General features: G+C 35.1%; 17 protein-coding genes and 3 pseudogenes. 16 read left to right on the forward strand and 4 right to left on the reverse strand.

All coding sequences use genetic code 11. From position 1 onward, the window contains the following. From ACX5JI_RS17430 to ACX5JI_RS17445, 4 genes and pseudogenes are all read left to right on the forward strand, one after another. Positions 1 to 282: a MazG nucleotide pyrophosphohydrolase domain-containing protein gene (locus ACX5JI_RS17430; protein ID WP_459502298.1), complete on the forward strand. Its 282-nt coding sequence runs from the start codon at positions 1 to 3 to the stop codon at positions 280 to 282. Between the two features lie 92 nt (positions 283 to 374). Further along, positions 375 to 629, forward strand: a pseudogene (locus ACX5JI_RS17435) (DUF5360 family protein); the annotation flags it as partial. Positions 630 to 784: 155 nt separating this feature from the next. Beyond that, positions 785 to 1,543, forward strand: coding sequence for a glycoside hydrolase family 25 protein (locus ACX5JI_RS17440; RefSeq protein WP_459502299.1), 759 nt, complete (start codon positions 785 to 787; stop codon positions 1,541 to 1,543). Between the two features lie 76 nt (positions 1,544 to 1,619). Next, positions 1,620 to 1,835, forward strand: coding sequence for a DUF6366 family protein (locus tag ACX5JI_RS17445; RefSeq protein ID WP_459502300.1), 216 nt, complete (start codon positions 1,620 to 1,622; stop codon positions 1,833 to 1,835). Between the two features lie 105 nt (positions 1,836 to 1,940). Here the strand turns inward: ACX5JI_RS17445 and ACX5JI_RS17450 are convergent, their stop codons facing one another. Continuing rightward, entirely contained in the window at positions 1,941 to 2,264 is a 324-nt protein-coding gene (locus ACX5JI_RS17450) for a winged helix-turn-helix transcriptional regulator (protein WP_459502301.1), read from the reverse strand. Between the two features lie 121 nt (positions 2,265 to 2,385). Here ACX5JI_RS17450 and ACX5JI_RS17455 point away from each other — a divergent pair, with 121 nt between their 5' ends. The 5 genes from ACX5JI_RS17455 to ACX5JI_RS17475 all read left to right on the forward strand — a co-directional run bounded on the left by ACX5JI_RS17455 (position 2,386) and on the right by ACX5JI_RS17475 (position 7,009). Continuing rightward, the gene (locus tag ACX5JI_RS17455) at positions 2,386 to 2,916 is read left to right on the forward strand and encodes an NAD(P)H-dependent oxidoreductase (RefSeq protein WP_459502302.1); all 531 of its coding nucleotides are present in this window, start codon (positions 2,386 to 2,388) and stop codon (positions 2,914 to 2,916) included. A gap of 174 nt (positions 2,917 to 3,090) precedes the next feature. Further along, positions 3,091 to 4,599: a class I adenylate-forming enzyme family protein gene (locus ACX5JI_RS17460; RefSeq protein ID WP_459502303.1), complete on the forward strand. Its 1,509-nt coding sequence runs from the start codon at positions 3,091 to 3,093 to the stop codon at positions 4,597 to 4,599. Positions 4,600 to 4,777: 178 nt separating this feature from the next. Further along, complete coding sequence (locus ACX5JI_RS17465) at positions 4,778 to 5,338, forward strand: GNAT family N-acetyltransferase (RefSeq protein ID WP_459502304.1); 561 nt, start codon at positions 4,778 to 4,780, stop codon at positions 5,336 to 5,338. 37 nt (positions 5,339 to 5,375) lie between these two features. Further along, positions 5,376 to 6,098, forward strand: a complete 723-nt coding sequence (locus ACX5JI_RS17470) for an alpha/beta fold hydrolase (RefSeq protein WP_459502305.1) — start codon at positions 5,376 to 5,378, stop codon at positions 6,096 to 6,098. Between the two features lie 11 nt (positions 6,099 to 6,109). Continuing rightward, positions 6,110 to 7,009: a PhzF family phenazine biosynthesis protein gene (locus ACX5JI_RS17475; protein ID WP_459502306.1), complete on the forward strand. Its 900-nt coding sequence runs from the start codon at positions 6,110 to 6,112 to the stop codon at positions 7,007 to 7,009. Positions 7,010 to 7,036: 27 nt separating this feature from the next. Here ACX5JI_RS17475 and ACX5JI_RS17480 read toward each other — a convergent pair whose 3' ends face one another. Next, entirely contained in the window at positions 7,037 to 7,246 is a 210-nt protein-coding gene (locus ACX5JI_RS17480) for a hypothetical protein (protein ID WP_459502308.1), read from the reverse strand. Positions 7,247 to 7,482: 236 nt separating this feature from the next. Here ACX5JI_RS17480 and ACX5JI_RS17485 point away from each other — a divergent pair, with 236 nt between their 5' ends. The 5 genes from ACX5JI_RS17485 to ACX5JI_RS17505 all read left to right on the forward strand — a co-directional run bounded on the left by ACX5JI_RS17485 (position 7,483) and on the right by ACX5JI_RS17505 (position 12,039). Beyond that, complete coding sequence (locus tag ACX5JI_RS17485) at positions 7,483 to 7,980, forward strand: NUDIX domain-containing protein (protein ID WP_459502309.1); 498 nt, start codon at positions 7,483 to 7,485, stop codon at positions 7,978 to 7,980. Positions 7,981 to 8,067: 87 nt separating this feature from the next. Continuing rightward, entirely contained in the window at positions 8,068 to 8,919 is an 852-nt protein-coding gene (locus tag ACX5JI_RS17490) for an aminoglycoside phosphotransferase family protein (RefSeq protein WP_459502310.1), read from the forward strand. 49 nt (positions 8,920 to 8,968) lie between these two features. After that, positions 8,969 to 9,793: an MBL fold metallo-hydrolase gene (locus ACX5JI_RS17495; RefSeq protein ID WP_459502311.1), complete on the forward strand. Its 825-nt coding sequence runs from the start codon at positions 8,969 to 8,971 to the stop codon at positions 9,791 to 9,793. Between the two features lie 15 nt (positions 9,794 to 9,808). Next, positions 9,809 to 10,393 carry an SGNH/GDSL hydrolase family protein gene (locus ACX5JI_RS17500; protein ID WP_459502312.1) on the forward strand — a complete coding sequence of 195 codons (585 nt, stop codon included), beginning with the start codon at positions 9,809 to 9,811 and terminating at the stop codon, positions 10,391 to 10,393. A 167-nt stretch (positions 10,394 to 10,560) separates the two neighbouring features. After that, on the forward strand, positions 10,561 to 12,039 hold the full coding sequence (locus ACX5JI_RS17505) for an Lsa family ABC-F type ribosomal protection protein (RefSeq protein ID WP_459502313.1): 1,479 nt from the start codon (positions 10,561 to 10,563) through the stop codon (positions 12,037 to 12,039). A 96-nt stretch (positions 12,040 to 12,135) separates the two neighbouring features. Here ACX5JI_RS17505 and ACX5JI_RS17510 read toward each other — a convergent pair. Together ACX5JI_RS17510 and ACX5JI_RS17515 are read right to left on the reverse strand one after the other, a co-directional pair. Further along, positions 12,136 to 12,296: pseudogene (locus ACX5JI_RS17510) on the reverse strand (DUF1272 domain-containing protein). Between the two features lie 66 nt (positions 12,297 to 12,362). Next, positions 12,363 to 12,593 (reverse strand): annotated as a pseudogene (locus ACX5JI_RS17515) (cysteine hydrolase family protein); the annotation flags it as partial. 6 nt (positions 12,594 to 12,599) lie between these two features. Between ACX5JI_RS17515 and ACX5JI_RS17520 the strand changes: the two are divergent. Both ACX5JI_RS17520 and ACX5JI_RS17525 read left to right on the forward strand, forming a co-directional pair. Beyond that, a complete protein-coding gene (locus tag ACX5JI_RS17520; RefSeq protein ID WP_459502314.1) occupies positions 12,600 to 12,893 on the forward strand; it encodes a LysR family transcriptional regulator substrate-binding protein in 294 nt (97 codons plus the stop codon). A 92-nt stretch (positions 12,894 to 12,985) separates the two neighbouring features. Then, positions 12,986 to 13,855 (forward strand): pentapeptide repeat-containing protein, encoded by an 870-nt coding sequence (locus ACX5JI_RS17525; RefSeq protein ID WP_459502315.1) that lies wholly within the window; start codon positions 12,986 to 12,988, stop codon positions 13,853 to 13,855. Positions 13,856 to 13,912: the final 57 nt, after the last annotated feature.

Below are 13,912 nucleotides of genomic sequence, written 5' to 3' on the forward strand. Positions count from 1 at the left end.
GTGAAGCTTTCTGAATTTCAGCGGTATGTAGCAAATTTTAGTAGAGAAAAAGGGTTTCAGAATACAACGATTGAAATACGTACAATGTATTTAATGGCGGAATTAGGAGAATTAACAGAGGCCATTATAAAGCAAAATGCTGGTAAGGATGCCAAAAGAGAAATAGGTTTAGAAATGTTTGATGTGATTTGGAATGTATGTGATTTAGCCAATAGATTAGAGATTGATTTAGAAGAAGCTTGTAAGGAAAAGATGGAAATTAATCGGGATAGAGAGTGGTAGAAATGTATACAATAATTTCCGTATAAAAGTTAAAAACGCTCAGGGCCTATGCTCAGAGCGTTTTAATTCATTAGATAGAAAAGAACTCGTGACTAGATCTATTCATCTCATTGACTGGTTTTATAAGTTTGTATTTGTATGCTAAACAAAAGCATACTTGGAGCTATTTTGCGTTTTTATCATTAATCTTAACTTTTTGTTCAGGATTACAAGCCATAGCGTTTTGGACAATCCGTTTCGATTTCGATATTTCCTGGTGGATTCCTAACTTGTATTTGTTACTTTATCCATGTTTTTTCTTAAAAGGGATTTTGCGAGAATGTGGATGGCGCCAGTCTAGTATGTGATAATAGAGCAGAAAGTGAAATGAAGATACTAAGGTATTTCGTATAGAGTAACCAATTAGAGAGTAGAGGATCCACCCTCTGCTCTTTAATTGGTGAACCCTTTAAATTATTAATTACATTTTTGCAAATTCAAATAAGTATAAGCGAGGTTATACATGCAACATTCACACAGAGGTTCGAAAAGAAAAGCAATGTTGTTCATCTTTATTTTAATAAGTGGTGTAATAGCTATTACTGCGGTGTTAATATTTCAAGGAATAATAATACCAAATCATTTACATGCAAATAAATTTTCAGTGAAAGGTGTAGACGTTGCTTCGTATCAAGGGAAAATAGATTGGGGAGAGTTAGAAGGGCAAGGAATCAAATTTGCTTTTATGAAAGCAACAGAAGGAAGCTCATTTGTTGATCAATATTTTTCGGAAAACTGGAATGATGCAAGTAAGACAAATATGCGTATTGGTGCGTATCACTTTTTTAGTTTTGACAGTAATGGGAAAACGCAAGCTGAACAGTATATACGAACCGTGCCGAAAAATGGACAAGCACTCCCGCCAGTAATTGATGTCGAATTTTACGGTAATAAAAAGGCGAATCCTCCTAAGCGTGAAGATGTTGCACGAGAACTGACGATGATGATACAAATGTTAGAAAAGCATTATGAAAAACGGGTTATCTTGTATGCAACATCAGAAGCATATGATTTATATATAAAAGGAAATTATCCTGAATGTGATATATGGATACGGAGTGTTTTGACAAAACCTAGTTTGTCAGATGATAGGAATTGGATGTTTTGGCAATATACGAATAGAGGTCGGTTAAAAGGGTATAGTGGAAAAGAAAAATTTATTGATTTAAATGTGTTTCGTGGTACTGTAGAGGAATTTGAAAAGTATGGTATGAATCCTTAATCAATACAATAAGGTAAGGTGAATGATTTAGGATTGATAAATTATGTTAGGGTCATAGAAAATAGGAGGTGCTAAAATGAGCGAAGACAAAGAAACTCCTGAAAGAGCAAGAGAAAGACTAAGACAAGAAGAATTAAAAAGAAATCCAACTGGAAATATGAATGATGCATGTAATAGGGCTGGAACGGGAGGCCTTACTGATTTAGTAGGGAGTTTAGGTTGGAAAGGTATTGGCATCCTAATCCTTGTAATTGTAATCGGTTTTGTTTTAGCATTCATATTATTTAAGTAAGAAGACCTCTTTTGGAGGTCTTTTATTATGCATGTTTCAAGCATTCAGTCGTAGTATGATTGGATTGTTGACACGCTGAAATAAGTATTTTTACCACTTGTTTTTCTATTGTGTTGATTTTTTGTCTTGATGATCTTTTCCCCATTCACACATTTCATTCATAATTTGAATTAATGATTTTCCATACTCACTTATTGCGTATTCAACTCTTGGTGGAACTTCTTGATATACAGTACGATGGATAATCCCATCAGCTTCAAGTTGCCGTAATTGTTGCGTTAAAACTTTTTGTGTAATATCTGGGATGGCACGTTTCAGTTCGTGTGTCCGCTGTTTTCCGTTCATTAGAACACACAAAATATTACTCTTCCATTTTCCACCGATAACTTCAAGGGTAGTAGTGATAGGAAAGTTATAATTTTGATTCATATGACACCTCCATAGGTACTTTGAGGTTCCTATAGCACCTGAAAGTACGTACTTTTCAATTATATGTAATTAACACATACTAATACTAAAGGATTTCATTTTTATAAGGGGGAAATAATTGATGAAAACACTTGTAATTGTAGCACATCCTAATATTGAAGAGTCACGAATTAATAAAAGATGGAAAGAAGAATTGGATAAATATTCTGATGAGATCACAGTGCATGAATTGTATAAGGTAGCTCCGAATTGGGAATTTGATGTTGAATATGAACAAAAGTTATTGTTAGAACACGATCGTTACATATTTCAATTTCCGTTCTATTGGTACAGTTCACCACCATTACTGAAGAAATGGTTTGATGATGTGCTGACGTACGGTTTTGCGTACGGTTCTACAGGGGATAAAGTACGTAATAAAGAATTTGGTTTGGCGATTTCTATAGGGGGATTAGAAACGCAGTACAAAGATGGGCTGACAATGGAAGAACTAACAAAACCATTTCAAGCTACTTGCTTATATACAGGAATGCAATTTATCCCGGCATTTACTTTATATGGAGCGGAGTATGAGTTAACGGATGAAGAAATCGAAAAGAGTGCCGCGGAGTATGTGAAGTATATTATGAATAAAAGTAACCTTTATATATGATTTGAAAGTATCCCGATTCTTTTATAAGTATCGGGATATTTTTTTATGTACGCCAATGTTCTAAACGTGATTTTATTTCAAAGATATAAATAAAATTTATCAAGTTTAATCTTTAGTAAATTAATAATTAATGTAGTAAAATAAAAATCTAAAAATGAAAAAGGGGCGTTTTTCTTGCGTACAATGCAACAATTATTACAAAAAAGAGCAAAACAATCAGCGGATAGAGAGGCACTTGTTGGAGGTGAGAAAAAATATTCGTTTAAAGAGTATAATGAACGAGTAAATCAATTGGCACATTTTTTATTAGGACTAGGTATTCAAAAGGGAGATCGTATCGGGATTTTATGTAAGAATAATCATCCATTTCCGATTGTTATGATGGCAAGCTTAAAAATTGGTGCAATATTTATCCCATTTAATCATCAGCTTACTTCATATGAATTAGAAACGATTATACAAGAAGCAAAATTAAAAATGTTATTCTATGATACTGAATTTAAAATAGTATTATCTAAAATTGATGCAGTAAAAGAGATTCTAATGACGATAGAGACTGGACAAGAGATGGATGTGGCACCATCATTTGAACGATTGTTACAAAATCAATCTAAAAAGGAACCAGCTGTAATTGTTCATGAAGAGGATGATGCCATCTTTTTATTTACTTCTGGAACAACAGGGAATGCGAAAGCATGTGTAATTGGTCATAAAAATTTATATAACTATTTTACTGAAATTGCAGGGAAACAGAAAATTCCAGCGGGACAACGTTTTCTTTCTGTACATCCGCTTTTCCATATGAGCGGTGTTCTTTCTATATTGAATTGTATTTATCATGGTATTACGATGATTTTCCTTTCTGATTCTGATCCCGCTCTTATTTGGAATACAATTGAGAAAGAGAAAATTACAACGATGCTGGCATTCCCGGCTGTATATAGTTATATGTTAGATGAGTTAAATAAAAAAGAACGTGATATATCTTCCTTTAAAATAGCACAAAGTGGTGGAACAAAAGTATCTGAAAGTATTATACAGCGCTATGCAGAAAAAGGAATTTACATGGTCCAAGGATATGGAAGTACAGAAGGATGGGTTGTTAGTTCTTGGCGACCAGACATGGGGAAAGAGAAAATGTCGTCAGTAGGAAAGCCAATTAAAAATGTGGAAGTGAAAATCCTTCATCCTGACACAGGTGAAGAATTACCTGAAAAGGAAGTTGGAGAAATTATTGTAAGAAGTCCATATATGTTTAAAGGGTATTGGAATAATGAAAAAGCCACAAAAAAAGTTTTAAAAGATAGTTGGTTTTATATGGGAGATGCTGGCATGATAGACGAAGATGGCTTCTTGTATATAATGGGAAGATATAAAGATGTCATTGTACACGGCGGCGATAATGTATATCCGGATCAAGTAGAAGAAGTAATCCATGAAATAAATGGTGTATTGGAAGTTGCTGTGGTTGGAATTCCAGATGACTTTTGGGGAGAAATTCCAAGGGCCTATATCGTTAAAGATATTCACACACCGTTAACAGAAGAAGAGGTTATTCAGTACTGTAAACAAAAATTAGCAACCTACAAAATACCGCAAGTAATGTTTGTTAAGAGTTTACCGAAAAACGCGTTAGGTAAAGTATTGAAGAGAGAACTGAGAAGTGGTGTTTTAATAAAATAAAAATAAACAGTCCAGTTATGTTTTGTACAGAACATAACTGGACTGTTGTTTATTCTGAGATCGTATGAATTTACTAAATTGTACAATTCGATTAAAATTAAAAAGATAATTCTAATAATAAATAATATTTCTCCTAAAATAGAATGCATATCATTGAAGATGGAGGAAGAGATGAACATTGAGAAAATCATTGTTACAAGTAGAAACAGATAGACTAATTATCCGTCCTTTTCAAAAAGAGGATTATAAAAGTTGGTATGAAGGATTTCATAATCGCTTACCATCTCAATATAAATACGATGATGGTTATCGAGATTTGTCGTCGTCAACAAAAGAATGGTTTGCCGAGTGGATACAAGGTTTTCATGAAGAGGCAAAACGAGATGAAATGTATGTGTTAGGTGTTTTTCGTAAAGAAGATGGTGTGAATGTTGGGAAGGTCGAACTCATTAAACTTTTACGAATGGATTATCAATGGGCGATGATGGGATATTCGATTCATAATCAGTATTGGAAAAAGGGCTATGGGGTAAAAAGTGTGGGTGCCGCTATATATTTATTCTTTGAGCAGCTTCAGTTTCACCGCATTGAACTGCATATAAATGTTGATAATGAGGCATCGATTCGTCTGGCGGAAAGAGCGGGATTCTTGTTTGAATGTACACGAAAAGAGTTTTCTTTTGAAAATGATAAGTGGACTAATTTTTTAATCTATTATAAAAACCGAGTAGAACAATAAGTTAGGATGTAAAGAGATAGAAATGGAGGAGATAAATTTGGAAGAGCAATTCATAGAGACGCGAGGATTCCGCTTATGGACAGTAAAACAGGGGAAAGGAATTCCTGTCTTATTCATAAGCGGTGGGCCAGGTTGTGCGGATTATTTAGAACCAGTGGCTCGTTTACTAGACGACATATGTGAAGTCGTTCGATTTGATCCTAGGGGGTGCGGACGTTCTGAGTTCGATGGCATAGGGTACGGTGTAAAAGAGTGTATAGAAGATATGGAAAGAATACGAGAATTTTACAAAATTGAGAGGTGGCTTGTTATTGGTCACTCATGGGGAGCTGATTTAGCCCTTGCGTATGCAATGTTACAGCCTCATTCATTGCTAGGATTTGTCTCCATTTCAGGAACTGGTATTCAAAATGATCGAGATTGGAAACGTGCCTATCAAGAAGGGCTGGAAGGACGAGGAGAGACAGGGCCCGATTCGGTTTATTCTTATAATAAGGAAGTGCACCGTTCTTTAATAAGCTCTTGGCGGGAATTTATTAAGGGGCCTCATGTATTAAAAGATATTTCAAAGATTGAAGTGCCATCTCTATTTATATATGGCGAAAAAGATATACGTCCGTCTTGGCCTATTTTACAAATCGCATCTATTATAAACGGGGCTCAAACGATTGAAATAGAGGAAGCGGAACATTATGTTTGGATGCAACAGGAAAATATTCTTAGAGAGATTTTGAGAAAGTATGTAAACCAATTCTTTTAGGAGATGAGGAAATGAAGGATATAAAAGTTTTTCACTACGATGCATTTAGTAATAAGCCGAATATGGGAAATCCAGCTGGACTTGTCATACATGCAGAAGGATTGACGGATGATGAAATGCAGTTTATTGCAGAAAAAGTAGGATTTAATGAAACATCTTTTGTGCTTCCTTCCGATGTAGCGGATATAAGGATTCGTTATTTTACACCTGGAAATGAAATGAATCTTTGTGGACATGCGACAGTCGGAACGATTTATGCACTTCACGAAAAAGGATTACTGAGGGGGAAACAAAACCTTACAATCGAAACGAAAGCAGGAGTTTTGCCGGTACATATAGGTATAAATGAAAAGGGAGAATCATTTGTTAAAATGAGACAAGCGGCGCCACAGTTTCAAAAATTTGAGGGCTCCATTGAAGAGTTAGCTCATAGCATTGGACTTCATGAAAAGGATTTAGACGAAACGTTACCAATTATGTATGGAAGTACTGGGATCTGGACTTTGCTAGTTCCTATTAAAACGTTGGATGCCTTTCAAAGAATGAGACCAAATAATGAAGAGTTTCCATCTATTTTAAAAGAAGTACCAAAGGCATCCATTCATCCTTTTTGTTTAGAGGCGTACGATAAGGGAGCACATATGCATGGTCGTCATTTTTCATCACCTTATTCTGGAACGATAGAAGATCCGGTAACGGGTACTGCTTCTGGTGTCATGGGAGCGTATTATGCTAAGTTTTTGAACCGAGATTTTAATAGTGAACTGACAGTAATTATTGAACAAGGACAAGAGATGAACAAAGACGGTCGAATTGCTGTTTATGTAACAAAGAATTACGAAGACGAGTCGTTACAAATTGAGATGTCTGGAACTGCGGTATATGTAAAAGAGTTTCAAATTTCGATTTAAAAAAGCTCGGACGTATACCGAACTTTTTTAACTGTTTATAACTTCAATAAAAGATGTAGTTCCGTTGTTCCGAATTGTAGAACGGAATTTCTTGTTTTCTAACGTTTCAGCAATTTGTCCTAACTGCCCCGCATCATCATGATGAATGAGGAGGCTGTCTGCTCCGCTTTCTTCAATGTGGATATGCTCAATGTTACCAATTGCTTCATGGATGGCTTGTAAAAACTCGGGTTTCATATATAAATCCTCCTATATGCATGGGTATTTTTATAGTATTCCCTTATTTATAAAAGTTAAAAGGAAATACAAGTAAGGCTCAATTTTTTTAACTTCTAATTTGTAGCAGGATTTCATTATGTGAAAAAATATGTATAGGGAAAAAGAAGTGTGAAATGGAGAATTAAAATGAAAATAGCAGAGTTTAAAACATTGATTGAAATGTTATTTGGAGAGCATTTGGAGTGAGGGGGAAAATGACAACGACATACACAAACTATGGAGAATCAAAGGTGAAATTAACATGGAAACCAGTAAATATATTGCCAGAATATAAAGGGATCACAAGTGTCCATGGTTTTTGTTTTTATAAAAATAAAGTTGTATTAATAGATCACCATAATCGTAGTTGGGATTTTCCTGGAGGGCATATTGAACAGAGTGAAACGCCAGAAGAATGTTTTCAGAGAGAGGCATGGGAAGAAGGGTATGTGAAAGGGAAATGTATCTTACTTGGATATATCATTGTAGACCATAGTGAAAATCCAAATTGGGATGAAAATAGTCCGTATCCTAAAATAGGCTATCAACCATTTTACCGGATGGATATTACAGAAGTGCATGATTTTAGTGGTGAGTATGAATCGAGTCGCAGGACATTTGTGAAACCAGATGAGATTACATCCTATTATCCAAAGTGGAATGAAATTTATGAGGAGATATTAGCTACTGCATTATCGGTGTCGGAAGAATAAAGGTTTTTTCTTATATTTGTCAAATAAAAATAAAGTCGTTTCGTTTATCGTAATATCAAATAAATAGGTAAATTGGGAATGAGAAAAATGGAGATTTCAGAAATTATTGAAGAGTTGGTTGTTAATGGAGTGATTGCTGATTTTCCGAAAGCGTTTAAAAAACTAACTGGCGGTACTACAAGTAGACTGTATCTGATAGAAGGAAAAAAGCGGTGTGTTATAAAGTTAAATGATCCGAAAGTTATTGAAGAAGAAGCATATTTTCTCAACTTTTATAAAGATGAAAGTATATTTCCTAAGCTTTTGTATGTAGACCCTATCAATAGATATATGATTTATTCATTTATTCCTGGCTCCACAAGTTATCATGCTGGGAATAAAAAAGAGATTCTTTGTACACTTGTACAGGAAGTGATTCATACATATAAGCCAGCTATAGAAATGGATCAGTGGGGATGGAAAGAAGAACCGGTAGACTCGTGGAAGAGTTTTCTTTTAAAAAGGGTAATGGAGGCACGTGAGAATGTAAGAGCCTATATAGCGGAAGAAGATTTTCATGAGGTTCTTAAATTGGTACATAGTCCAAATAGAACGACATATAGTAATCAACCATATGTATTACATGGAGATTGTGGGTTTCACAATTTTATATGTAAAGAAAATAAATTATATGGTGTGATTGATCCGTTACCAGTTTTGGGAGATCCAATCTATGATTTCATTTATGCGTTTTGTTCGACGCCGGAAGATTTAACGAAGGAAGTAATAAATGATGTAGTAGAGCAATGTGTGTTTCATACGAATAAAAGGGAAAAAATTTTATATGAAGAAGTAGTGATAGGGTTATATCTTCGTATAGAAACTTGTATTAGGCATCATCCTGAAGATTTAGAAGCCTATTTAAAAGCTTGGCGTTATTGGATGAATGAGGTTTGTTAGTAATGAAAGCTTAAGAGAATAGAAAATAAATGTGGATAGGAGAATGATGATGAAAAACTTTATTTGTACAACATGCGGCGTGCAATATGCAGCGAGTGTAGAAGAGCCAGTGCATTGTATGATTTGCGATGAGGAGAGACAGTATATTAATCCGAAAGGTCAAACTTGGACAACACTAGAGAATGTATTAGAGAGCAATACGTATAAAAATGAAATCATTGAGGAAGAAAAAGGGCTTTATAGCATTACAACAAAACCGGAATTTGCGATTGGGCAAACAACATATGTGGTAAAAACAGAATCATTTAATTTGTTATGGGATTGTATTACATATTTCGATGAAACGACAATTGAGAAAATAAAAGAATTAGGGGGATTAGATGCAATTGCTTTATCGCATCCCCACTATTATTCTACTCAAGTAGAATGGGCAGAAAGATTCGATGTACCAATTTATATACATGAAGATGATAAACAGTGGGTAATGCGCCCAAGTAAACATATTGTATTTTGGTCGGGAGAATCGCTGCGATTATCCGATGAGCTCACTATATATCGCCTAGGTGGCCATTTCAAAGGTGGTTCCGTTTTACACTGGTCACAAGGTAATGAAGGAAAAGGGATTTTATTAACAGGGGATATTATTCAAGTTGTAGCGGATCAAGAGTGGGTGAGCTTTATGTACAGTTATCCAAATTTAATTCCGTTACCAGCAAATAAAGTAGAAGAGATGGCGAAAAGAGTAAGTTCACTGCCTTTTAATCGTTTATACAATGCTTTTCATAGAGTAGTAAAAAATGATGCAAATGAAGCTGTTCAGCGTTCAGCGCAGCGCTATATTGCTGCGTTAGAAGGAGAATTATTTCATACATAAAAAGGAGAAACAGAAATGAATACATTCGTATGCTTTGGTGATAGTATTACAGCTGATGAAATATTTTGGAATGGCGATTTTAGATTAACACCACGTTTACAAAACGTATTTCCTGATTGGAAAGTAGTAAATGCAGGAGTGCCTGGTGATAATACGTTTGACGCTTTAAAACGGATAGAAGAGGATGTATTATTGTATAAGCCAACATTTGTAACAGTCTTTTTTGGTGCAAATGATGCGGCGTTTCATAAACAAGTATCACAGCAACAATATAAAGAAAATCTAATTGAGATTGTAAAAAGAATCTCACCAGAAAAGGTGTTGCTCATTAGTCCAGCGCCAGTGGATGAGGAAAGACAGCATGCGAGAACAAACGAAGTATTATCACAGTATGCAAAAGTGGTGGAAGAAGTGGCAAAGCAAACAGGAAGTCATTTTCTTGATTTGCATTCTCATATGATTAGGGAATTAGATTATAAGAAGTTTGTAGAAAATGAAGAGTGTGATGGATTACATTTTAGTGCTGCTGGTTATGAATATGTATCTGAGCTGATTGGAAGTAAAGTAAAAGAGGTGTTAAGTAACAATACAGTTGTTTAAAAAACAAATAAAGGAGAGAGAAAAATGAGTAATTCAGAGACTATTGTTACACATGTAATGCTCTATATAAGTCGTTAATATCCATCAAACTTATATAGAGGAATTAAAAAATTGATGGATATTCCGACTTTATATGAAAAGTGTTGATATATAAAGGAGGAATTATTATGTCAATGATAAAAGTTCAAGATTTAACTTTTGCATACCCAGGTAGCTTTAATAATATTTTTGAAGGTGTAAACTTTCAAATAGATACGGATTGGAAATTAGGGTTTATTGGTAGAAATGGACGAGGTAAAACGACATTCTTTAATTTATTATTAGGTAATTATGAGTACAGTGGGAAAATCACTTCTTCGGTAGAATTTAATTATTTCCCTTACCCAGTTTTGGATAAGAACAAGTTCACTCATGAAATCCTTGAAGAAATTTGTCCGCAAGCAGAAGATTGGGAATTTCTGCGTGAAATATCCTATTTAAATGTTGATGCAGAAGCCATGTATCGACCATTTAAAACATTATCAAACGGAGAACAAACAAAGGTGTTGCTTGCGGCGCTGTTTTTGAATGAGGGTCAATTTCTATTAATTGATGAGCCCACAAATCATCTAGACACTGATGCGCGAAAGATGGTCTCTGATTATCTAAGGAAGAAAAAAGGGTTTGTTTTGATTTCACATGACAGAAGCTTTTTAGATGGATGCGTTGACCATATCTTATCTATAAATAGAGCAAATATTGAAGTTCAAAGTGGTAACTATTCTTCTTGGAAGTTAAATTTTGATAGACAGCAAGAACACGAAGAGGCTACAAATGAGCGTCTACAAAAAGACATAGGGAAATTAAAACAGTCTTCAAAGCGTTCAGCAGGTTGGTCTCATCAAGTGGAAGCTTCCAAAAATGGAACAAGGAATTCAGGATCTAAGTTAGATAAGGGTTTTGTAGGACATAAAGCGGCCAAGATGATGAAGAGAGCGAAGAACCTTGAATCAAGGCAACAAAAAGCTATTGAAGAAAAGTCAAAATTACTAAAAAATGTGGAGAAAACTGAGTCGTTAAAATTAGAACAATTGAAATTTCAGTCAAATGAATTGGTTGTTTTGGCTGATGTGTCTGTTAAGTATGATGACCAAATAGTAAATGAACCGATTAGCTTCATAGTTGAACAAGGGGACCGAATTGTACTTGATGGAAAGAATGGAAGCGGGAAAAGTAGTATCCTAAAACTAATTCTAGGACACCCAATACAGCATACAGGCTCAGTTAGTTTAGGTTCAGGACTCATCATTTCCTATGTCCAACAAGATACTTCTCATTTGAAGGGATCGTTATTGGACTTTATTGAAGAGCACGAGATTGATGAGACTTTATTTAAATCCATCCTACGTAAGATGGATTTTGACCGAATTCAATTTGAGAAAGATATATCTCATTATTCTGGTGGACAAAAGAAAAAGCTGCTTATCGCTAGAAGTTTATGTAAAAAAGCTCATTTATATATATGGGATGAACCATTAAATTTTATTGATATTTATTCGCGTATGCAGATTGAAGAGCTTATTCAACAATTTAATCCCACAATGGTTATTGTTGAGCATGATAAGGCATTTCAACAAACAGTTGCAACAAAAACTATATCTATGTAGTTCAAAGTGAATGATTGAAGAGATAATCAGTAATGTGAAGTGATAATAAAGTAGTTTGAAATCAAATGAAAAGCAAAGCTATAAGTAGCTTTGCTTTTACTTCTTTTTCGGCCTACGCACTAATTCACCACCGCAGTTTGGACAATTTCTGTACACGGTGCACAAAACGTACATTCGTACGTACAAATATAAGCTTCAGAATCTGTTTGAAGTGAATCGCTACAAGTTTGACAGTTTTCTTCCATTTCTAATGCCATTTGATTCTCTCTCTTGTGAGAATATTTATAATTAAATGATAATTTGTGTTGGAGGAGATGTCCCTTTTAAATTAAATGTATAAGTTTGTCAGTTGTTAAAACGGTAGCAAACATTTCGTGAAGGCTTACTAATGCAAGTTTATGAATATCTTCTGCATGATAATAATTTCCATCATAGGCAATACGACCAAATGTAGCTGTGGCATCTGAAACGACATAAGTGGAAAAACCTAAATTACCAGCCATTCGTACTGATGTTGATACACAATAATCTGTTGTTAAGCCAATATAGAGAATTTAGTTATGTATCCAATTGGCTGCGATATTCGAAGAACGATTACAGAAGAGTTTGCAAGATTGGAAGCAGAGCCTATTATTCGTTCTGAAGTATCGTTTCGAGACTTTATTCTCGGTATGGTTGCTGCAGGCGCAGGAATTACAATTGTTCCGCGGACGATTTCAGAGCGTATTGAACATTTGTCGCTGCGTTCTTTACCGATTCAAGATTTTCAAAAACGAAGAGCAATCTATTTGATTGCACGAAATGAAAGGGTGGGTAAAGTTCTCTTTAAGATGTTTATAGGAGCAACTTTGTAATTGTTAGAAGGTATTTTTTATTAAAATTATTCTCTTTATATACTTATTTTGGTAAAATTGAACAAGCAATACAGTAGCAGGGGGCGCATGTTTTGTTAGAGAATAATTATGATTTAGATTCAAGAAATGATGTAAGTTTTCAAAGTTTACGAGCTGATTGTGAAAATTGCTTCGGTTTGTGCTGCGTAGCACTTCCTTTCGCAGCTTCAGCCGATTTTGCCGTTAATAAAGACGCTGGTAAGCCATGCTCCAATTTGCAATCGGACTTTCGTTGTAGCATTCATAAAAGCCTTAGGCAGAAAGGTTTTAAAGGATGTACTGTTTTCGAATGCTTTGGTGCAGGACAAAAAATTTCACAGGTTACTTTCGGAGGAGTTGACTGGAGAGAAGGTCCGGAGCACGCGAAAAAGATGTATGAAGCTTTTCCAATTATGCATCAGCTACATGAGATGCTTTGGTACTTGAATGAAGCTTTAGCGCTAACAGCGACTCGTACGATTCATAAGGAGATTTATGATGCAATTGAAGAGACGGAACGACTTTCTCAGCTTAGCTCAGATTTACTAATAGATGTAAATGTGCCGTCACACCGAGCGTGTGTAAATGAACTTCTTTTACAGACAAGTGAACTAGTATGGATAGAATCACGTCATAAGCATAAGAACTCGAAAAAAAATAAAAGGATGAATCACCGGGGGGCTAACCTTATGGGGGCAAAACTTAGAAGGGCCGATCTTAAGGGAGCGAATTTACGAGGAGCATATTTGATTGCTGCTGATCTTCGGGGAGCAGATTTGCGAATGGCTGACTTTATTGGTGCTGATTTACGAGACGCTGATCTTAGCGGAGCGAATCTTACGGACAGTATTTTTCTAACTCAAGTCCAGGTTAACGCGGCGAAAGGGGATGCGAACACGAAATTACCAAGGTTGCTTTCTCGTCCAGCGCATTGGTCTGCTTGAGAGAAAAAATGAATGTATGATGTAATACCTTTTTAATAGAAAATAAAAAACACAGGC

The sequence above is a fragment of the Bacillus sp. C1 genome (assembly GCF_054570475.1).